Raw genomic sequence first — 21,591 nt, forward strand, 5'->3', positions numbered from 1 at the left:
GATTATTGCCTCGTTTCTACTTATTTTATATTTATAATCCGCTCTGGATGCGTATATACATTTAAAGATTTATTACGAATGAAGCCTATTGTAGTAATCCCTAACTGCTCCGCTAGTTCTAATGCTAACTCAGTTGGAGCTGATTTTGACAATATTACTTCACAGCCAATTTTCGCAACTTTTAATAGAATTTCAGAAGAGATACGTCCACTAAAAACAATAATTTTATCACCAATCGAAATGTTATTTTTTAAACAATATCCGTAAATTTTGTCTAAAGCGTTATGTCTTCCTATATCCATGCGGCTTAAAACAATTCCACTCACATTACATAAAGCTGCATTATGAACGCCGCCTGTATGTTGAAACGTAGACGCAGATTGCTGCATATCATTCATTAACCGAAAACAATCCTCGGCAGAGATCTTTACGCGAATATCATTCATTTCTTTCGCAGTCAGCGCATCGTTCGCAAAAACAAACCCTTGCCTACTCATTCCACAACACGAAGTAATATAACGTTTGTTTTGTATGTCACGATAATAAGGATTGATTTTCGTCGTTTTTACATGTACATAGCCTTCTTTTTCTTGCATCCATATTTCATCAATATCTTCATACTTTCGGATAATGCCTTCAGAGGCTAAAAAGCCAATTACCATATCTTCAATATACTCTGGAGTACTAACCATTGTAACAAATTCCTGGCCGTTAATTTTAACCGTAACAGGAAACTCTGTTACAATGCTGTCCTCTATATGTTTAAATTCCCCTTGCTCATATTTAAAAATTTTCCGTTCCACCTGAATCGATTTCACGATGAGCATCCTTCTCTCACGTTATATTTTTATCAAAAACAAACACGGAAACTGCAATATCCTCATCTACTTTCATATCAGAAAACAGATGAACTAACTTCGCACCAACAAGTTCTTCTAAATGTTCATGAGGATTAGCCACATACACTTCTTGAATCATTTTCGTTCGAGCCATATGAACCATTTCCGCCCCATCCGTAGTTCCCGAAATAAATTTCTCAGTAGGTGTTAAATTCCCATAAAGTGTTGCAATAGCCATGTTCTCGGTAAATACAGTATGAATTCTTTCCGGCCCTTTCCCGAACAACTCTTTTCGAAGCTTTCGGATCATATCATTAAATTCATGTACCATTTTTGACATACTCTCATTCCTTCCTAGTTATTCCATCACAACTATTTTAACAAAATGATCATTTCGCCTAAACTATTTAATAATGAGACGAAATGGATCATCTTTTACAATTATCTCAAGTACGCAAACAACATATGAAATACTATTATTGTTGCTTATCTATTCTTCTTTTAACCCTTTACCCATACCTTTTAAGAAATGAAGACCAAATCCGATAGCACGATTAATATCTGGGTCTTTCAGTACTTTCATAAGGTCTAATATTCCTACTTTTTTATTGCTTTGCAGATGCTGGTTTCCTTCATCCATACCTGTCAATACGCTACCTATAAGCTTTTTCGTAAGTTCCGGATCAAGTTCTGTTAAAGCTCCTGCAGCGCCCATCATATTATTAATTAAATTTGTAACTGGTTCACGAGTGACTTGGTCTAGAACGATTTTTGCGATTGGTTCTTTCGCTTTCAGCATAGAATTTGCTGCTTCCAGCATCCCCATGTCATTTAATTCACCTACTATATTAAACATTTGATTTAAAGCATCTTCATTATTAGCTAGCAGTTCTTTTAAAGCTTCGAGTTTTTGTTGTTTAAGTTCTTCCTCAGTTAGCTCCTGTTTCTGGATCGCTTGAATAGGTGCTGCCATATTCTTTTCTCCCCCTTAGTTATCCCGCATTAACGGGCAGTAAGAACCCTACCTCAAAATTCAGCGAAAGCAAAGAATTTAGGTGGGGGATCAACTGCCCGTAAACGCCCGATTGGTTCAACTAATAATCAGTGGGTAATAAAGAAAACCCCCACTGATTAAAGTTTCACTTTATCCGTTAAATGTACGTATCCTGGACGATCCCACTTACGATTTACCTCAATACCGTTTTGAGGGTGACGCTTTTTATTACGCGGGTTCGTTTTTGGCATCGGATTTTCGCCATCAACTTCTAACACTTCCATACGTACTTTCGTTTGCTTATATGCCGGCGTGTTTGTACGCAAGTCAACGGCAGGACCTGTTAAGAAATTAATTGCCGATTCTTTATCCGTCGAGTTCATCGGTAAATACAGTTCATTCGCTTTTACACGATCCGTTACAAGTGCACGTAATTTTAGTGCTCCGAATGGAGAAACAAGGCGTACTAACGAACCAGTTTTCACTCCACGTTCCCTTGCAAGTTCTGGAGAAACTTCGACGAAAACACCTGGTACTTTCGATTGAATACCAGTTGATTTATTTGTCATGTTCCCTTCATGGAAATGTTCAAGCATACGGCCGTTATTAATGTGAAGATCGTATTCTGCTGGGAATTCAGCAGGACGTACCCAATCAGCTATCGCAAAACGAGCCTTTTTGTCCGGGAAGTTAAATCCATCTTTGAATAGAAGCGGCGTATTCGTACCATCAAAACTTCCCCAGTGGAAACTGTTCCATCCTTCAAGCACTTCATAGTTTGCGTGTGCAAATAGTGGTGATAAGCTTGCCATTTCCGCAAAGATTTCACTTGGGTGATTATAGCTCCAGTTTGCGCCTAACTTATTAGCAATTGCCTGCACGATCCACCAGTCTGGTTTCGCATCTCCTAGCGTTGGAAGCACTTGATATAATCTTTGTACACGACGCTCTGTATTTGTAAAAGTACCTTCTTTCTCAAGAGATGGCGCTGCTGGTAATACTACATCAGCGTATTGAGCTGTTTTAGAAAGGAACACATCTTGAACGACAAAGAATTCAAGGCTTGATAACACTTCATGTACGTGATTTGCGTTAGAGTCTACAAGAGCCATATCTTCTCCAACAAGATACATAGCTTTCATTTTTCCTTCATCAATTGCGTGAAGCATTTCAATGTTATTAAGACCTGGTTTGTTATCAATTTTTACTCCGTAAGCTATTTCAAATTTCGCACGTTCTACATCGTCAGTAACGTGCTGATATCCTGGAAGCCAACCTGGAAGTGTTCCCATATCACAAGCACCTTGTACGTTATTATGACCTCGAAGCGGATATGCACCAGCACCTGGACGGCGATAGTTTCCTGTTGCAAGAAGTAAGTTTGAAATTGCAGCGGAAGTATCTGAACCACCAGTATTTTGCGTTACCCCCATTCCCCAAAGAATACACGTACCATCTGCATCACGAATCATTTCTGCCATTTTAACGAGCGTTTCTTTTGAAATACCTGTAATCTCTTCTGCATATTCAAGCGTATATTCCGCGAGACTATCTTTGAAATCATCAAAGAAGTTTACATTCTCATTGATGAACTGCTGATCGTGCCAACCTTGATCAATCATATATTTCGTAACAGCCATTAACCATACTTGGTCCGTTCCTTGCTTTGGACTAATAAAGATATCCGAACGCTCTGCCATTTCAGTTTTACGAAGATCTGCAACAATTAGTTTTTGACCGTGAAGTTTATGCGCACGTTTCACACGAGTTGCTAATACTGGGTGACCTTCTGTTGGATTACAACCGACGATAATAACAAGACCCGATTGTGCGATATCTTTAATCGTCCCTGCATCTCCGCCCATACCAATTGTACGGAACAATCCATCTGTCGCTGGTGATTGACAATAACGTGAGCAGTTATCAACGTTATTCGTTTCGAACACTTGACGCGCTAATTTTTGAATAACATAATTATCTTCATTCGTAATTTTAGAAGAAGAAATAAAGCCGATAGAGCCTTTACCGTACTCTTCTTTAATAGAGCCCAATTTATTCGCCACTACATGAAGCGCTTCTTCCCAAGTCGATTCAACGAACACTCCATTTTTACGAATTAAAGGTTTCGTAAGTCGTTTTTCAGAATTAACGAAATCCCAACCGAATTTTCCTTTTACACAAGTAGAAATTGCATTAACTGGTGCCTCAGAAGTTGGTTGCACCTTTAAAATTTTGCGCCCTTTCGTCCATACTTCAAATGAACAACCTACACCACAAAACGTACATACTGTTTTCGTCTTCTTCGTACGAGTGTCGCGCATCGCAGCTTCTACTTCTGACACAGCGAAAATACCGCTATATCCAGGTTCAACCTCTTTAATAAGATCGACCATAGGTTCAAGAATATCCGGCTTCAGCCCAGTCATAAATCCAGCTTCACCGAGCATCGATTTCTCCATTAAAGCATTACAAGGACAAATCGTTACACATTGACCGCAGCTTACACATGAAGAATCGTTAATATCTACTCCTTCATCCCAAATAACACGTGGGCGCTCTGCCTCCCAATCAATAGATAACGTTTCATTAACTTGTAAGTTTTGACACACCTCTACACATTGACCGCACGCGATACATTGATTCGGATCATAGCGATAAAATGGATGAGACATATCAACTTCGCTTGCATCAACTTTTGGCTCATAAGGATATTTTTGATGCTCAATTTCCATTAATTCTGCCGTATTATGCAGTTTACAATTCCCGTTATTGTTGTCACAAACCGTACAGTAAAGTAAATGATTTTCTAGTAAACGGTCCATCGCCTCATGTTGTGCTGCCTTCGCACTAGTAGAGGACAGCTCAATATTCATACCGCTCGTCACTACAGTAGAACAGGATCGCACAAGCTTTCCGTTAACTTCTACAATACAAGTATCACACGTTTGAATAGGATCCACTTCCGGCACATAACAAATTTGTGGATGTTCAATTCCGTTCTCATTAATAATGCCCAGTATAGTTGAACCAGGCTCAGCATTATACTCTTTGCCGTTAATTGTAATATGAACCATGCTGTCGTTCATGGTTACTCCCCCTTTTTGAGAATAAAAAAAACTCCACCACGAAAATATACGCACCACATTTTTGGCACGTTATCATCATGGTGGAGTAGTTTATTAGCACATCTTGCTAAAATACCAATCCATTTATTCATAAATAAAATGATAGATTCATAACAGGTCATATCACGATTCCATCTTTAACACTGTAATTATAGCGTTAAATCGAAAAATACACAATATAATTATCATTACAAAGGACAAAGCACATAATGCTCTGACCTTTGTATTACATTTTAGGATTATTCTGAGATGACTTACTTCCCGGTGCAAACCAACCAATTAGTGCGATGGCAACTAATACTCCGTAGAAGATTAAAGTCCAAGTTGTACTGTGTGGAAAATCATGATCTAAAATACCTATATCCTCATGGGCAAGTGTAATTACAGCAAGTTTGACGCCGACCCAGGCAACAATTGCATATGCTGTTGTTTCTAGTGCTGGACGTTTCTCCAGTAATTGTACAAACCAAGTTGCCGCAAATTTAATTAAAATAAGTCCAGCTATCCCTCCAAGAAGTACAACAATGAACTGTCCTCCATCCATACCTCCGAAATCATCAAGCGGAGAATCCGGAAGCCCCAGAGCAAGAGCAACTGCGGCTAATATTGAATCAATCGCAAAGGCAAGGTCAGCTAATGCAATCTTTCCTACTGTGAACCAGTAGCTTTTTCCTGCTGCTTCCTTTTCATCTTCCTTGTGAATATTTTGATTATTTTTTCCGAATTGCGCCTGAATGACATGCTTTAATCCTAAGTAAAGAAGATAAGCTGCTCCTATCGCCTGTATTTGCCAAACATTTGCAATAAATGAAATCGCAAACAGGGCTGCAAATCGAAAAACAAAGGCCATAATAATTCCGTAATTTATAGCTCTTTTTTTCTCTTCTTCGGGTAAATGCTTGGCTATAACTGCTAGTACAAGGGCATTGTCAGCCGATAACAATCCTTCTAATCCGATTAAAATTAATAATGCCCAAGCATACTCTAGCCATATTGAATCCATCCGCTTCTCTCCTTTCTAAAACTAAAATCAGATAAGGTCTTTGCTCATTAGAATTTCCTATTAAGCCAAATTAAATGCTAAAACATTTTGACAGTTACTTTGCTGTCCTCTATTTGTTATAATTTCAACAAAAAACAAATCTAGATTGTGGTTTTCTTAGAAAAGGTGACGCGACATTGTGCTTAAAAACTTGATGAATTCATCTTCACTTACAGGTTTACTGTAGTAATAGCCCTGAATTAGATAACATGCATTACGTTGTAACACTGTTAATTGTTCCTTCGTTTCCACCCCTTCTGCGATCACTTTCATGTTTAAAGTATGCGCTAGTGAAATAATGGTATGAATAATTTCATTTCCATCAGTAGAATTTCCGATCCTATTAACAAATTCTCTTGGAATTTTTAAGGTATCAATTGGATACAAAGGGAGATATGCTAATGAAGAATACCCTGTACCAAAATCGTCAATTGATAAATGTACACCATATGATTTTAATGCTTTTAACTTCGATAAGGTTTCTTTTTCATCTACCATTGCTATTCTCTCTGTTAATTCTAAATCAATCGAATTAGCAGGTACCCCTACTTCTTCTATAGTAGATATGATTGCTTGAACAAAATCTTTCTGTTCAAACTCTATAGCTGATAAATTTATCCCCATTTTTAGATTTGCATAGCCTGCAGAATGCCACTTTTTCAGTTGTCGACACGCTTCCTGTAACGTCCATTTCCCAATTGGAATAATTTGCGACGTTTCTTCCGCGATAGGTATAAATTCAAAAGGAGAAATAAGTCCCAGTTCTGGATGTTGCCAACGAATTAAAGCCTCTGCACCAATAACCATACCAGTCTTACTGTCAACTTGTGGTTGATATAATAAAAACAACTCATTATTTTCTAATGCCTTCGGTAAATCCTGTTCTAATCGTAATCGTCTTGTTATTTTTTTTGATAATGCCTCGTCATACATGCAAACAGCATTATTACCTTTTTCCTTTGCACTATACATAGCAATATCAGCATGTTGTAAAAGTGTAGTAGTATTTATTCCTCCAAACGGATACACCGCTATTCCTATACTAAGAGATAAATAAAAACTATGTTGATTAACTACAAATGGTTCTTCAGTTATACGAAATAGAGTTTCACACAAATCCAATAGCTGTTGCTCTGTGTGGTTATGGACTATGATCGCAAACTCATCTCCCCCTATTCTCGCTAGAGGAATAGCCAGTGACAGACATGTCCTAAAACGTTTAGTAACTTCTTTTAAAACACTGTCACCAATTGAATGTCCCAGTGTATCGTTAATGGTTTTAAAACGATTTAAATCTATATACAAGAGTCCAAATTCACCCTGCGTTTTTCGTGCACGCTCAATGGATTTTTCTAATTCTTTTTGGAAGAATATTCGATTTCCAATCTCCGTCACTGTATCATGGAATGCTAGATAGTTTATCTCATCTTGTTGTTTCTTCATTCTCGTAATGTCTTTTACCATTACATAACTCCCAAAAGTTTGTCCTTCTATCATAATAGGAACAATGGTGACGTACCAAAAATGAATGTCCTTCTCATTATTATTTTTCACACGTAATTGTAACGAAGTCGAACTGCATCGTTTCCCTTCCTGTAGAGCTGCTTCCAATTCAGATCTATCTTCGTCTAAAAAAATCGAGAAGCACTCTTTACCTATTAATTCATCACTGTTTTTTCCTAATAACATACTTCCAGCCTGGTTTATATTTAACACAGTACCATTTGAATTAATCGTTAAAATAGGATCTGGATGATACTCATATAATGACTTAAATCTCTCTTGATTTTTGACCAAGTCATTGGATTTGTTTATTAAATCTTCTGTTCTTTGAGATACTTTTTGTTCTAATTGATTATTAAACACTTTTAACATTTCGGTTAAATCTCTGTTTTGCATTCGTACGATAGTATGACGAATCAGCACAAATACAAATGCAATACAATTCCCAGTAATAAGTGTAGCCGAGGAAGTTTGCTCTTTTAAAGTAAAGCCAATTAATACCGCAACTGCAAAATAAGGAAATATAACAAGAAGTTTCTTCCCAAATGTGGGATCGATAATGAAATAATTCCTTCTAGAAGATGCATTCTTTGAGATCGAAGCAGCAATAGCAATTAATAATAGGAAAACTCTATACAAACACCTTAATAATATAAGTGAACGATCTGACAAATCATCTTGTAAGTAAAAATACAAGTAGTCCGTAATAGCCAATCCAGTTAATACGAGAATAAAAATAAATAATTTACTTTTCGCATTAAAAATAGCTGGTCGAAAGATCAGGCTAATTCCTAGTAAAAGAAGCAATAAATCTATAATCGGAAAAATAAATGAAAGAAAAACATCTCCAATTGATAAGAATAAGATATTTGCAGAAGGTTTATTAAATAGGTACCACTCTAATGTAAAAATAGCAGTAACAACAATACATAAATCACAAAGTAAATACGCCTTTTCCCACTTGTTACATTCCATAATGATTTTATAAAAGAATGCAAAGAGAAAGAAGAATAAGAAAAACAACAAAAACACATCAGAGATATTAAAATTTTGTATTGGTAATTCTACATTAAGCACTTGAAAAGCGGATATAAAATTCCCTATCAAGAAACACCCTATTGCAATAGTAATGCAAACCCAGAATACTCCTAACTTAATTTTTCTGGATAATATAGAATACAGTAATGAGATAAATACAGTAGTTTCAACAACTAAGGATGATAGTCGGATATTAAAATCTGATACGAAATATTGATTCGGAAAAACAAATAAAAATATATAGCAAAAGCTTATATAGAATATTAGAGCTATTGTTAATAAGATAAATTGCAAATGTGAATGTTTAAGCAATATATTCACCTTCTTAAGTCTTTCATCATTTTTTAAAATTTGTATCTAATTATTATTCATATTATGACCATTTCAAAAGATTTCTTTCAAAATAAAGCACCCTTATATTACACCTGCAGATATTTAAAAATTCCATAATAGGAATTACAACAAATATCTGCAGCTATGTCCTTAACAATATCAATTATTGTTATACGATCTATTTATGTAACAAGTAGATTTAATAGCTAATTAGTTCAAAGAATGTTTTCTTTGAACTAATTGTATACTGCCCATCTGAATCATATAACTTAACTATTTTTAAATTAAAATTTCACGTAAAAATAATGAATGTAGGTGTATGCCCCTATCTATTTATCTTTTTTTCTTCATAACTTCTATAGTATTCATTAAGTACGCTAACTTAAACACCGACTTATTTATAATCCTTAATAAATCGGTGCTAGTATACACTATAAAACTAAAACACATTTCAAATAACAAAACTATACTTTAGCAATTTATAAATTTCATATTCCTAGAATTACTAAACTTTCTTTTACCTATTACAATCTATATTCAGATACATTATTTCCTTTCCATTCATAATAATCTAAAACCCCTTCATAAATGGCTTCTGCTGCAATCTGTCTGCCGTTTGCCGTAGATAGTTTACTGTAATCGATACCATTATCTATAAAAGCCAGTTCCGTTAACACAGCTGGCATGTCGTTTTCTCTTATAACATGAAGATCTCCGTGTTTAACGCCTCTATCACGTGTTTGAAGAGCCTCTACTAAACGTGTTTGAATTTTTTCCGCTAACACACGACTTTCTTCCACATGAGGATTTGTTTTTTCGGATTCAGAAGATTTATAGTAGTATGTTTCTGTCCCTTTTGCATTACCATTAAAAGCATTTGCATGAATGCTTATAAAGATATCCCCCTCATTTTGCTTAGCAAATTTAACACGTTCCTGTAAAGAGCTTTTTTGGTCATGTCCAGGTCTAGTATCAGATTCACGAGTTAGTAAAACTGTAAATGGTGTATGTTTTTCGAGCAATTGTTGTAGGCGTAAGGAAGTGTCTAATACGATTTTACTTTCAGGCAATCCTTTTGTGGACTTTCCGGGATCTGCACCACCATGTCCAGGATCAATAATGATTGTTTTACTTTCTAAAGGGTTTTTCGGACTGTATTGAAGGGTATCTGTTTTGGCAGTAAGTTGTGCGGCTTCTGCACGTGTTATGAATTTATTTGGTTGCCAACCATTATCAGTACCAACAGAAATCTTTAAATCAATTAAAATATTGGCAAATTTTTCACCCCAATGTCCTTTTAAATCATCAAATTTACTTTGCCCATTACTATTTGTTCTATCTTGTAGCTTATATGCATTTACTAACATTGTTGCCATTGCAGCACGAGTAACTTTTCCAGAAGGATTAAATATTCCATTTCCTTCACCTTTAATTATTCCTGCTTTTTCAGCAGCAGCAATATACGGCGTTCCCCAGTGGTTTTGTGAATCTGTAAAAGATGGTTTTGCATTTAAGTCAATATGTATACCAAGGGCCTTTGTCATAATTGTTGCCGCAGAAGCCCTATCTAATGTATCACTTGAACCAAAAGTTCCATCTGGATAACCACTCAATACTTTTTTATCAACTAAATAATTAACGGATTTGTCAGCCCATGCAGGAACATCTGGGAATTTATGAGTATTTGCAAATGCACTAGATGAATAGGATAGTAGACTTCCAGCAAGAATTCCTGTAGCAATTAATTTGTATTTCAAAATGTAACACCTCTAAAAAATTATTACAACTTGGTAAATATATCATTTATAGTTAATCTTTAAATAATACGACCTAGAATAAAGAACAGATTAAATATGTATTATCAATATATTACAGATAATAAATTTAAATCTAACTATTATTCCGAAAAGAATCCTGAGACATACACTTATAGATAGAGACTATTAAATATATTCACCAACATCGTGTAACCAGTATAGTTACTTATATGTATGAGTGTCAATTAAAAAAACCTTACATTTTTGTAAGATAACCATGTTAATTATGTAGTAAGTAATTATTATATAATGTGAATAATTACTCGGTATAATAAAATAGTAATCTTATATTTTAAACAAATATTGATTATTTTGGTCGGCAAATAACTTATAACAGCCACCTTTTTGGCTATGCTTTGGAATCCTACTTTACTCTTCAATTCTCCGTATTAAAAGTTTGTTGATGAAATGTAATAACAACTGTACGATTATACAACTTATTCACCTCAATTAAATCAGTTAAATATTGAGGAAGAGTCGGTTTATCTTTAAAATCATTATGTATTAAGCCCTTTCACAGTGACAATACGCATATTCCCAGTATTTTTCGGATCACAATACTACAAAGTAAGACCTAGCTCCTTCCTTTTGTACAAATTTTTGATTTACTAAAATTAATTATAACTTTTCCTCTGCCCGAAATGATTCCATACAAAACAAAAGGGAAATACATATACACTATGTATCTCCCTTTTATTTTGTACCCAATTTTTTTATTGTGTTACGGTCATAACTTGTCCACTATGGTCAACCATAATTTTCATTTTTCCGTCTTGAGCGTTATATAACCCTAGCTTATGTAGATCTTGTTTGCATTCTTTTACGAAGTAAGGCAATGTACGAATTTGATCGATATCCGAGCTCGTAATGAAATGAATTAAATGATGCGTCATTTCTTTAATATCATGAACGAGCTCTGCCTTCTCTCGTTTTAATCTTTCCTTTTCAGCTCGTAATGAATGTAATTCGCCTTCAAGACCACGTGCGTTCTTCTCATCCTTCGAACGCTCTGCCGCCATGCTAGAAAGCTTATAGATTCCCTCCATGAACTGATGCAATTCGTGTTCTTTCTTGTCACTACATTGACTAATTGTTTCAAAGTTATCCACGATGCCAGACATAACTGTTACGAGGCTTTTTTCATCTTCTTCATTTCGAACGTCTTCATTTACTTCCTGCTTGCTTTCTTGTTTTGTCTCAGCAATTGTCTCTTTTACAGGTGCATATTTACGTTTTCGCCCCGGCTTTTGTTTTTCAATATTTTCAAACGGGATTTCTTGTTTTTTTAATTTATAATACGTATTTTGTAATTGACTTTCCGTTTTTCGAAAAAGATTCAATTCATTTTTACTAACATATTTTGAAATATTTGCGATGTTTAAGCCATGACGTTGACAAAATTGATACACTTCATACAATAGTTCTAGTTCAGACTTCAACCAAGTAATCGCTGATTTTTCATATACTCGCATACCGCCATTTTTTTCTATATCTATTTGAAATAATACCATTCTATTATATAAATCGATTAGCTCTTCATACCTGACTTGGAATTGTTTCTCTATTTTTTTAAATTCCGCCTCTAATTTCATATCGTTCGTTTTATTATTTGACATGTTTTGTAAAAGACTTAATACATTGATTGCTGTGTGGTGATACATAATCTGTGTCACTCCCCCTCATCCTTTCACAATTCTCATATGACTCCCATGCCCTTTAAGAAAATAGAAATTTTTACATATCCATATTATAACATTTCGAAATTATCTGTCAAATAATTAACATATAAAAAGGTATAAAAAGTATCGAAATAAAAAATGATTTTTAACAAATATTAAAAAATAAAAAATAGCTAAGCAAAATATTATATCAGAAAAATTCTACTTAATTATATTATATGGTATTCCTAATATATTTTCACCGAAAAAGTTTGCGCCACCACGAAATCTTATAGATGAAATAATTGAACATCATGTAAAAAAACCCTCACCTTTACTATAAAGGTGAGGGTTTTACACAACGCTAACTAATTAACCGAAAGAATGACCATTATTACCACCGTGGCTACAGAAAAACAAAAATATCTCAGAAACACTCTACCTTTCTGTCTTTACACACATGGCTGGCTCCTCTCTTCCAACTAAAAGAAGCTTTATAGTACTAACTTATCAACTAGCCCGATTAATTCTTGGATATCTGGCTTACTTACTTGAGCATTCGCTCCTACTGCTTCACCTTTATGGAATAATTCATTTGTAATTAATGAAGAGAAAATAATGACTGGTAATTGATTCATTACTTCACTATCTTTAATTACTTTCGTTAAGTGGTGTCCATCCATTTTCGGCATTTCAATATCTGTAATAAGCAGGTGAATATGTTCATACATTTTTTCACCTTGCTCTTTTGCTAATTTTTCAATTTGAGCTAATGCTTCTGCACCATTGCTGAAGAAGTTCATTTTCGTATATCCAGCTGATGATAATGTTTCTTCTAGTATTTGACGAAGCATCGCTGAATCTTCTGCAATATAAATAACTTTTTCAGCTCGATCTGTTTTTTGCTCTAATCCTGCAAGTGATTTATTGTCATAACCAGTACCGCTAATTTCACATACAATTTTTTCATAATCTAATAATAAGATGATTTTCCCATCTAGTTTTACAATACCAGATGTCGTTTCTTCTAGTCCCATAGATAATGAAGCTGGTTCATCAATTTGTTCCCATGAAATACGTTGAATACGATGCACTTCATCAACACGGAAAATAACTTTCATTTGGTTTAATTCTGAAATGATAAATTTCGTTTGATCAAGTGGTTTTATAGATTTTAAATTAAGAGCCGTTGCTAAGTTAATAACAGGTAAAATTTCACCACGTACTTGAACAACACCTTCAACTGCATGATGAGATTCTGGCACAGTTGTAACAGGGAATGGATTAATAATTTCACGCACTTTCATTACATTAATACTAAATAAATTTTCACCAACAGTGTACGTTACGATTTCTAATTCGTTTGTTCCGCTTTCTAATAAAATACTTTGTGCTTGTGACATAAAGGTGTCGCTCCCCTTCCATTAATTCCGTATATCTAATTATTAAGCTTTATTAAAACCGAAAAGTCAACTACCTATATGAAAAATATAGATAGTTGAGTGATTCTCACAGTTTTAAAGTAGAAATACTACCGGTAAAACTTAATCTTGTATAAACGAAGCAAGTGCCTCTAGTAACACTTCTTGTGCTCCTACAATTTCTGTCGGCATCGCTTCCCATTTTTTTGAAAGCTCTGTTTCCACTCTCATTCTTAGCTCTGGACCCATTTCTCCTAGCACATATTCTTTCGTCGCTATATCAACATCGATAAGCGAAAGAGCGTATAGTTCAGGATCATTTATTTTCTCAAATAATTTCTTCAGTACACTAGGCGCCATATGCTTTAATTTTTCAATGTGAATTTCCTTATCAGAAAATAGTAACTCATATTGAATATACGTAACATTTTCTTTAATAACTTTAAAATAGCAATTATTTTTTTTATCATTTACAAAATAACCGTTCGGATCTGCAATAATACTCTCTACTTGACGTATTAAATTAGGTAAACTACTCGCCGCCATTACAGTACGTTGCTCAACCTCACTTGGCGAAATGAATGTAACGCGATACTTATTCTGCGCCATCCTCCTCACCTCTCCTTTTATATAAACTTAGTCTAATTGTACAATATCTTAATTAATCTAAATCTATTTCAAATCAATGCTTCTAGACTCGGATAAATCCTCTCTCCCAAAAGTGAAGAGGCACCACCTACACTTGGCTTTTGGCCTCTTCAACTACCTTAGAACCACTCCACACCTCTCGTCTTACAATGTACGAGCCACTCATAGGCAACTGACCGCTACTACACTCAGCTAGGTCCTCGCCCCTCTTCAACTAACCTAGAACCACTCCATATCTCTGTTCTCACAATGCGCGAGCCACTCATAAGCACTAACCGCTACTACTCATCGCTAGGCCCTCTCTCAAAACCTTAAAAGAAAGCTTTTAAGCCCCTTTCAACAGCTCAATGTTATTGAACCAAAAAGCAAGCTGCTGATCCGTAATATCCGGCAACATAACGAAAAACTCACGGCACTTCATCTCATCTTTAAACAGTTGATACTTCCAAACACTATCGCTACCAATACTTACGAAATAAAACTCGTGTATACGGCCAATGATTGCTTGCTTTTCACCAAACGAATATGGAGGCACTTGTTTGATTTCAAATTGATCTGGTAAATATACATGCTCTTCTCGTTCTATTTTTAACACTTGCTCAGCAAGCTCACGTTTATTTTCGAAAAAAGGCAATTGTAAAATTCGCTCTTGTCTTGTCATACGAATATAAAACCCTTTCTACTACGTTACAATTTTTCTTTACGATTTATTATCGAATTAAGTTCACAACTTCATTTAATACTTCATCTGAAATTTTGATTACTTTCGCATTTCCTTGGAATCCGCGTTGGTATAACATTAAATCAACGAATTCTACAGATAAATCTACGTTTGCACCTTCTTGTGCACCACCACGTATTTTTCCTGCACCGTTTTGGCCAGATGCACCTAACGCTAAAATACCAGTTGTATTCGTCGCTGTATAGTTACCATTTCCAGTTTTCATCAAACCGCCTTCATTCGGGAACATCGCAACGGCTAATTGACCAGCAGATTTCATACTTCCATCAGAATATTTTACCATCACATATCCACCGTCAGCAATAAAACAATCTTTAACAGTCGCCGCCGCTCTACCATCTACGTTTGTTACTGATAATGTTTTATCTGTCGGATGATTCGTTAAATGACTTAAGTCTAACTTTATAGAGCCACCATCAAATGGAATATTGGCCCCTTGCTCTTTCGGAGTTGGATTTCCAACAGCATCAAATGTCATATTACCACCTGCACCTGGAACATCCTCAAACTTTGTATCCTTTTTCGAGTCATTACGCATCTGTACTTTATATGTATAATTGTGTTCGCTTGTTTGTGTAAATTCTACACGCATTGTCCATGTATTACCGGCATTATCGTATACAGGTAAGTCTTGCGTAATTTGTTTTTCACCAGTTGGAATATTCCCTTTAATTGTCCCTTGCGATGTTCGAATACCACCAATTGCCGTCCCCATTGGAATTTGCAATGGGCCTGGAATACCAGATAAATCAACTTCACCAGTCGCCTCATTAGCAGGGTATGCGAATACGTATTGACCTTCTGTGTTCGTAATATAATAATCTGAAGATATTCCAAACGTACCTTTACGCGTAAATTCCATGTTTCCGCCTTTTGAATCACCTACAACGAAGAAACCATTACCTTCCATTGCAGCTTGTGTTTTGCCACCTGTTAACGTAATTGTACCATCACTATAATCCGTAACCGTACCACTCATTTTCACACCGTTACCGATACTTTTCGGATTCGTTCCTGCATATTTACCGTCACCTTTTGCACCAATTGAATTGTTATATAGTAAATCATCAAACATTGCTTTTTGTTTTTTATAACCAACCGTTTGTGCATTGGCAATATTATTTGAAGTTACACTTAATGCATTTTGTGTTGCGTTCATTCCTGTAATACTTGTATATAACGCTTTAATCATAACGTATGTACACTCCTTATGAATTGGTAGTTTTTACTTCTTCAGTTACTTTTTGATCGTCTTTCTTTGCATCTTCTGGATTCGTTTCTCCAATCGGTTTATCAGACACCCTCTCAACAAAGCGAAGAGATACAATCTTATTATCAATAACGAGCTGTACATCGTTATTTTCCGCAAGGCGAACTGTCTCTACTTGACCAGTTACTTTTTTACCGTCACCGTCGATCCCTCTTACGTATTTCCCTAAAAACTTCATTCCGCCATCAAGCGCTGTCGAATACATCGTCGTTCTTAAAGAATCAACTGCTTTTGTCATATTTTGCACTTGTTCCATAAGAGATAACTGCGCTGTCTGATTCATCATTTGATTCATATCCATCGCATTGAATGGATCTTGGTGCTGAAAACTTGATAAAAATAATTTTAGAAAATCATCTTTCCCCATTACACCAGGAGTCTTTTGCTCTCCTGCTGAAACTCCATTTGTTTGTTGAACTGGCGATTGTACACCGTTAACAGGTACATTACTTTTTTGCGCTCCTGCTTGTAACGGAATATGATTTGTACTCGTTGTATTTAATCCAACTGTTGGCACGCTTTATTCCTCCAATAATCCCGCAAATTCTTTTGATTGTTGTTTCTCATGTTTCGTATTTGCAAATTTTTGTTTTTGCCTTTGCTCTTGTTCTCGCTGTTCTTTACGTTGTTCATCTTTTTCTGAATAACTTATTTGAATATTAATTTCTTTTTCTTTTAATTTCAGCTTCAATTCGTCAAAAATTATTTCAACACGCTTTTTCGCATCGTGTTTTTCCATTTCTACATGGACTTCAATTTGATCTCCATGCTTTTTCATAAATACAGTTAATGAACCAAGTTTCTCTGGATTTAGCTGGAATAAAACACGTTCTTGTTTCACTACAAACTTTTGCAGAGCCTCTACTTGTGCTTCCATTTTCTTGCCTAAGTCAGGTAATGTAACCTTTTCAGCTCCACTATTTTGTTTTCCTATTTGATCAGTACCCGTTGCTTTATTTAATAACTCAGCTCCGGCCGAACTTGAATCGTTTAATTGATCGACTTCTGGTAACTCTAACTTCACATCATCGCTTTCAGCTTTCTGGAGTTCTACTTCCTTAGACTCCTCTTGTTTCTTTGCGATATTACAAGTTTCTGATTCTACGACTTTTAATACTTGCAACGTTTGCTCTGGCATCGTCACCTTGTCTAGCGCCATTTGCATTGTATCTTCTAAACATATGGCATTTTTAATATTCATGTTAGAAAAAAGCTCTTGTAATTGCTGTAATTCAGCTGCGGGCAATTCATTCAGTTTAATATTTCCGTATTCTTTATATAACGCCTGTATTTTTTGTATGTATTGATATAACAATTCTGGCTGCACACGCAATTGCTCAATTGCAACCATCTGCTCAGATACAGCTAACAATAACTGTTCTGTCTCTTTCTTTTCTTCTTTCTTTACAATCGGCTCTTCTTTCGTTACCGTTTTTTTTGCGAGAATATATTCTTTCTTCTCTTCTTCTGGTGCTTCTTCTCGTTTCGTTTTCTCCGTTTTCGGCTGTTTTTTATTTTCAATTCTCATTGTATTATCGAATGAAGAATTTTCATTTTTCGATTGTACTTCTAGCCCGTTTTCTTTTTGCGGAGGTAAACTTTGCTGCACCGGTAATACAAACTGTATCACTACATCCACCTCATCCGTTCATACACATTTTTAAATCAAGAAGCATTTTTTCTTCCAGCTTTTCTTTTACTTTCGCAAGCTTCTTACAATCTTCTTCATACATTTCATCAATGACACGTTCTTTTTCTTTTATTTGCTCTAAAAGGCTTTCATTTTTTTGAATAAAACCTTCTGTTTTTTTAATTTTTCGATTCCATTCTTCTATTCTTTCAGGTGAAAATGTATGTGAAGACAGCATACCAGCCATAATACGTTGTCCCGTTTGTACAACCTTATTGCGTGATTTCACAACATATAGATCATATTCTTTTTTTCGTTCTATTTTTCTTTTTTCAGCTGTTAGTTCGTACACTTCTTTCAAGATATGTTCTTTCTCTTGATTAATCTGCAATTTAATCGTGTCGTACTGCTGTTTATTCACCTGTTTTCATAGCTCCTTCCTATTATAACGTTACCTTTTTCTATTATATAGTTTTTTTACAAAAAAATCTGTGAAATATTAAAAAACAAAAAAATAAGACCCCAAGGCATGAGCATGAGGTCTTATACAATATGGTGCATCGCTTGGACAATATCTTCAAAATGAAAACTATCCGTTCGACCTTGTTTTAAAAACGTATTAATACCTTCTACTTTATTTTTACATTCAAAAATATAGGCATTTTCTTCATTCTCTTGAATTGTTCCTAATTTGAAATACAATTCATTTTCTTTATAAATAGATAAAATTTTTCTCATTTCATTTGCAACCTGCCAATGGTTCGGCGATACGATTTCTTCCATAATCCGACTTACCGAATCTAATACAGAAATGGCAGGGTAATGACTAAGAGTTGCGAGCTCACGTTTTAATACAATATGTCCATCTAAAATACCACGAGCTAAATCTGGTACAGGACCATTTAAATCATCACCATCAACTAACACTGTATAAATACCTGTTATTGACCCTTTTTGCGTTTTTCCTGATCGTTCTAATAACTTTTTCATATAACTTTCCATTAACAGTGTTTTACCACCGATCGGTAATTCCTTTACCGCAATATCAACACTTCGGCGTGCATCAGCAAAACGAGTAACAGAATCCATCATAAGTAATACGTTATTACCTTGGTCACGGAAATATTCAGCAATAGATGTTGCAAGCTTAGCCGCACGAAGTTGCATAAGGTGACTTTCATCTGACGTTGCTACAACAACGACACTTTTTTTCATACCTTCTTCGCCTAACTCTTTTCGAATAAAGTCTTTTACTTCCCGGCCACGCTCACCTACTAAACTAATAACGTTAATATCAGCTTTTGCGTTTTTCGCAATCATTCCAAGTAAAGTAGATTTACCAACACCTGATCCAGCAAAAATACCTATCTTTTGACCAATCCCAATCGTTAACATAGAATCAATTGATTTAATTCCCGTTTCAAATACATCTGTAATTTCTTCACGCTCAAATGCATGAATCGGCGGTGCATCCAATTTTATTTTTTGCAGTGGAATGTTCTCGGCATCTTCGTTTAACACTTTTCCATTTGCACTTAACACTTTACCAAGTAAATGATTACCACGGGGAACAACGACATCTTCTGTAATTAATGTAACTGCATCTCCGTAACATACTTTTTCTGTCTGTCCAAATGGAAGTAGCATATTATTTTCTTTTTCAATCGCAATTACTTCACATAAGACACTATGTTCTCCAACGAGACAAACATCTCCAATCTTTGCTTTCGGACCTTTCGCTACAAAAAACTGCTCTTGTACACTATGAACTTTGCCAACTTTCGTATAAAACGGTGTTTCAATAAATGTATTCCATTTATTATGTTCATTCATTAGCTCGTTGTTCATACATTTTGCTCCTCAAACAACTTCTCTTCTTCCCACTTATGACGAAGCTTCGCAAATATAGGCGCAAATTTAAACTCAAAAAACTCTTTCTCTTCTTCCAGAACAAATTCGCCAAACTGTAAAGAAAAATCATACTTCCATTCTACTAATTGTAGTAGCCAATACTCTTTCGTATTTTCTTTCTCTTCTTGTATACGTTCAAATGTTTCTGGATGAACCGTTATAATTAATTTTTCAAATGAAGTAGGCAATGTTTGCACGATGCCTGTTAAAATCGGCAAAACGTCTAATAAGCGCGAATCTACCGCTTGATTCACTACTTTTTCTGCTAACTGAAAAGATTGATTCCATAATAACTCTGTCCATTCGTATGCTGTTTCTTGTTGTTCTTTTTGAAACTGTATACGCGCTGCTTCCATCTGTTCCATTTGTTCATGAATATGCATTTGAAACTGTTCTTTATCTTGCAACAACTGCTGACGCTCTCGTTCTAGCATTTGCTGCTGCTGCCTTAGTTGATTCATTTCAATATGTAATGCATCTTGCTGTGCAAGAAGTTCTGCATGATCCACTTGTATCTCTTCTTCAATGTGAACTGATACTGGTTTCGGAAATTGTAATTCATACGTTTCTTCAGAAAAAGAAACAGAATTCTTCGGAATTCTGTTTTTAAATAAGGACATCATCTTCACCTCTTTGAACGATAATTCTTCCTTCTTTTTCTAACTTTTTCACCGTACCTGTAATCGTTTGTTGTGCTTTTTCAGCATCCGTCATCTTAAGCGGTCCTAAGCCATCTAACTCTTCAAGAATCATCTCTCTACGGTTTGAAGACATACATGTAAATAGTTTCTCTTTAATTTCTTCTTTTGCAATTTTAAGTGCTTTCGCGATAACACCGTTATCTGTAATTTCCTCTAATACACGGCGAAGCGCAAGATCCTCAAGACCAAGTAAGTCTTCAAAGACAAACATATTTTCTTTAATTTTCTCAGATAACGCATAATCGACTTCATCCAGCTTTTGAAAGACTGTTTTTTCAACACCTCGTGAAACATTATTTAAAATGTTCACTATTGTTTTCAATCCATCTGTTTTATTAATAGCACTAAATGCCATATTATTTAATTTTGCTTTTAATAACTCACCAATTTGATTAATTAATTCACCATCTACTTGTTCAAGCTTTGCAATACCCATTACCGTCTCTACACGTTTATGATCTGGTAATCTCTCAATTAATTGAGAAGCAAGTTGCGGCTTAATATAAGAAGCAATAATCGCTATCGTTTGTGGCGATTCATCATTAAGCACTGTAAGAAGTGGCTCTAAATCTGTAAGTGAATTTAAGAATTCAAATGGATTATCTTTGTTATACCAAAGGTCTTCCAATAATTTTTCCAACTCGTCTTCTGGCATATTTTTAAATATACGACGAATGTATTCTTTATCTGGAGTTACTAAATTCAACTCTTTTACATTTAGTTCGTACAAAAACTCCCCTAGTACATTTTCTAACGTTTCTGGTTTATATACACGAAACTTCGCGATTTCGCGAAGTAACACTTCTTTTTCCTCAGCCGTCATATATTCAATGACTTTTGCTGCCACCTCTTCGTTTAATGTACGAATGAGGATGGCAGCTTTCTCTTTGGAGGAGATTTCATCTAACATTGTTTTTCC

The 21,591-nt window shown here is 35.2% G+C and carries 18 protein-coding genes and 2 pseudogenes; all 20 read right to left on the minus strand.

Translation table 11 applies throughout. The annotated features are described in order from the left end of the window. Positions 1 to 20: 20 nt before the first annotated feature. On the minus strand, positions 21 to 818 hold the full coding sequence (fdhD, locus tag MKX66_RS11315; protein WP_002086466.1) for a formate dehydrogenase accessory sulfurtransferase FdhD: 798 nt from the start codon (positions 816 to 818) through the stop codon (positions 21 to 23). A 16-nt stretch (positions 819 to 834) separates the two neighbouring features. Further along, entirely contained in the window at positions 835 to 1,179 is a 345-nt protein-coding gene (locus MKX66_RS11320) for a DUF2294 domain-containing protein (RefSeq protein ID WP_002012015.1), read from the minus strand. Positions 1,180 to 1,329: 150 nt separating this feature from the next. Further along, entirely contained in the window at positions 1,330 to 1,812 is a 483-nt protein-coding gene (locus tag MKX66_RS11325; RefSeq protein WP_341086201.1) for a DUF1641 domain-containing protein, read from the minus strand. A 158-nt stretch (positions 1,813 to 1,970) separates the two neighbouring features. Continuing rightward, positions 1,971 to 4,919 (minus strand): formate dehydrogenase subunit alpha, encoded by a 2,949-nt coding sequence (gene fdhF, locus MKX66_RS11330; RefSeq protein ID WP_341086202.1) that lies wholly within the window; start codon positions 4,917 to 4,919, stop codon positions 1,971 to 1,973. Beyond that, a pseudogene (locus tag MKX66_RS11335) lies at positions 4,888 to 5,080 on the minus strand (hypothetical protein). The gene fdhF and the pseudogene MKX66_RS11335 overlap by 32 nt, the downstream one beginning before the upstream one ends. Positions 5,081 to 5,184: 104 nt before the next feature. After that, the gene (locus tag MKX66_RS11340; protein ID WP_002086470.1) at positions 5,185 to 5,961 is read right to left on the minus strand and encodes a TerC family protein; all 777 of its coding nucleotides are present in this window, start codon (positions 5,959 to 5,961) and stop codon (positions 5,185 to 5,187) included. 156 nt (positions 5,962 to 6,117) lie between these two features. Beyond that, complete coding sequence (locus MKX66_RS11345) at positions 6,118 to 8,853, minus strand: sensor domain-containing protein (RefSeq protein ID WP_341087641.1); 2,736 nt, start codon at positions 8,851 to 8,853, stop codon at positions 6,118 to 6,120. A gap of 545 nt (positions 8,854 to 9,398) precedes the next feature. Next, positions 9,399 to 10,631, minus strand: a complete 1,233-nt coding sequence (locus MKX66_RS11350) for an N-acetylmuramoyl-L-alanine amidase (protein ID WP_061675181.1) — start codon at positions 10,629 to 10,631, stop codon at positions 9,399 to 9,401. 448 nt (positions 10,632 to 11,079) lie between these two features. After that, positions 11,080 to 11,309: pseudogene (locus MKX66_RS11355) on the minus strand (Ger(x)C family spore germination protein); the annotation flags it as partial. Positions 11,310 to 11,404: 95 nt separating this feature from the next. Then, positions 11,405 to 12,352, minus strand: a complete 948-nt coding sequence (locus tag MKX66_RS11360) for a DNA-binding domain-containing protein (RefSeq protein ID WP_341087642.1) — start codon at positions 12,350 to 12,352, stop codon at positions 11,405 to 11,407. A gap of 491 nt (positions 12,353 to 12,843) precedes the next feature. After that, positions 12,844 to 13,752 (minus strand): chemotaxis protein, encoded by a 909-nt coding sequence (locus MKX66_RS11365; protein ID WP_002030950.1) that lies wholly within the window; start codon positions 13,750 to 13,752, stop codon positions 12,844 to 12,846. A 141-nt stretch (positions 13,753 to 13,893) separates the two neighbouring features. Then, the gene (locus MKX66_RS11370; protein WP_012260675.1) at positions 13,894 to 14,379 is read right to left on the minus strand and encodes a hypothetical protein; all 486 of its coding nucleotides are present in this window, start codon (positions 14,377 to 14,379) and stop codon (positions 13,894 to 13,896) included. 364 nt (positions 14,380 to 14,743) lie between these two features. Then, on the minus strand, positions 14,744 to 15,079 hold the full coding sequence (locus tag MKX66_RS11375; protein ID WP_002012031.1) for a DUF3964 family protein: 336 nt from the start codon (positions 15,077 to 15,079) through the stop codon (positions 14,744 to 14,746). A gap of 49 nt (positions 15,080 to 15,128) precedes the next feature. Next, positions 15,129 to 16,352 carry a flagellar hook protein FlgE gene (locus MKX66_RS11380; RefSeq protein WP_215591082.1) on the minus strand — a complete coding sequence of 408 codons (1,224 nt, stop codon included), beginning with the start codon at positions 16,350 to 16,352 and terminating at the stop codon, positions 15,129 to 15,131. Between the two features lie 16 nt (positions 16,353 to 16,368). Continuing rightward, positions 16,369 to 16,947: a flagellar hook assembly protein FlgD gene (locus MKX66_RS11385; protein WP_002012033.1), complete on the minus strand. Its 579-nt coding sequence runs from the start codon at positions 16,945 to 16,947 to the stop codon at positions 16,369 to 16,371. A gap of 3 nt (positions 16,948 to 16,950) precedes the next feature. After that, positions 16,951 to 18,060 carry a flagellar hook-length control protein FliK gene (locus MKX66_RS11390; RefSeq protein ID WP_215591081.1) on the minus strand — a complete coding sequence of 370 codons (1,110 nt, stop codon included), beginning with the start codon at positions 18,058 to 18,060 and terminating at the stop codon, positions 16,951 to 16,953. Positions 18,061 to 18,070: 10 nt separating this feature from the next. Further along, positions 18,071 to 18,481, minus strand: a complete 411-nt coding sequence (locus tag MKX66_RS11395) for a cytoplasmic protein (RefSeq protein ID WP_193652546.1) — start codon at positions 18,479 to 18,481, stop codon at positions 18,071 to 18,073. A 122-nt stretch (positions 18,482 to 18,603) separates the two neighbouring features. After that, positions 18,604 to 19,908: a flagellar protein export ATPase FliI gene (gene fliI / locus MKX66_RS11400; RefSeq protein WP_002086485.1), complete on the minus strand. Its 1,305-nt coding sequence runs from the start codon at positions 19,906 to 19,908 to the stop codon at positions 18,604 to 18,606. Continuing rightward, positions 19,905 to 20,591 carry a FliH/SctL family protein gene (locus tag MKX66_RS11405; protein WP_033706611.1) on the minus strand — a complete coding sequence of 229 codons (687 nt, stop codon included), beginning with the start codon at positions 20,589 to 20,591 and terminating at the stop codon, positions 19,905 to 19,907. Before MKX66_RS11405 ends, fliI begins: the two co-directional genes overlap by 4 nt. Beyond that, positions 20,578 to 21,582, minus strand: coding sequence for a flagellar motor switch protein FliG (fliG, locus tag MKX66_RS11410; RefSeq protein WP_002030936.1), 1,005 nt, complete (start codon positions 21,580 to 21,582; stop codon positions 20,578 to 20,580). The genes MKX66_RS11405 and fliG overlap by 14 nt, the downstream gene beginning before the upstream one ends. Between the last annotated feature and the right edge of the window lie 9 nt (positions 21,583 to 21,591).

It is taken from the genome of Bacillus sp. FSL R9-9530 (assembly GCF_038008145.1).
GTDB lineage: Bacteria > Bacillota > Bacilli > Bacillales > Bacillaceae_G > Bacillus_A > Bacillus_A mycoides.

Coding starts and splice junctions, on each gene's coding strand:
- MKX66_RS11375 (WP_002012031.1), bottom strand. CDS start 15,079: ATGACAAGACAAGAGCGAATTTTACAATTGCCTTTTTTCGAAAATAAA.
- fliI (WP_002086485.1), bottom strand. CDS start 19,908: ATGAACAACGAGCTAATGAATGAACATAATAAATGGAATACATTTATT.
- fdhF (WP_341086202.1), bottom strand. CDS start 4,919: ATGAACGACAGCATGGTTCATATTACAATTAACGGCAAAGAGTATAAT.
- fliG (WP_002030936.1), bottom strand. CDS start 21,582: ATGTTAGATGAAATCTCCTCCAAAGAGAAAGCTGCCATCCTCATTCGT.
- MKX66_RS11370 (WP_012260675.1), bottom strand. CDS start 14,379: ATGGCGCAGAATAAGTATCGCGTTACATTCATTTCGCCAAGTGAGGTT.
- MKX66_RS11340 (WP_002086470.1), bottom strand. CDS start 5,961: ATGGATTCAATATGGCTAGAGTATGCTTGGGCATTATTAATTTTAATC.
- MKX66_RS11325 (WP_341086201.1), bottom strand. CDS start 1,812: ATGGCAGCACCTATTCAAGCGATCCAGAAACAGGAGCTAACTGAGGAA.
- MKX66_RS11365 (WP_002030950.1), bottom strand. CDS start 13,752: ATGTCACAAGCACAAAGTATTTTATTAGAAAGCGGAACAAACGAATTA.
- MKX66_RS11360 (WP_341087642.1), bottom strand. CDS start 12,352: ATGTATCACCACACAGCAATCAATGTATTAAGTCTTTTACAAAACATG.
- MKX66_RS11320 (WP_002012015.1), bottom strand. CDS start 1,179: ATGTCAAAAATGGTACATGAATTTAATGATATGATCCGAAAGCTTCGA.
- MKX66_RS11380 (WP_215591082.1), bottom strand. CDS start 16,352: ATGATTAAAGCGTTATATACAAGTATTACAGGAATGAACGCAACACAA.
- MKX66_RS11405 (WP_033706611.1), bottom strand. CDS start 20,591: ATGTCCTTATTTAAAAACAGAATTCCGAAGAATTCTGTTTCTTTTTCT.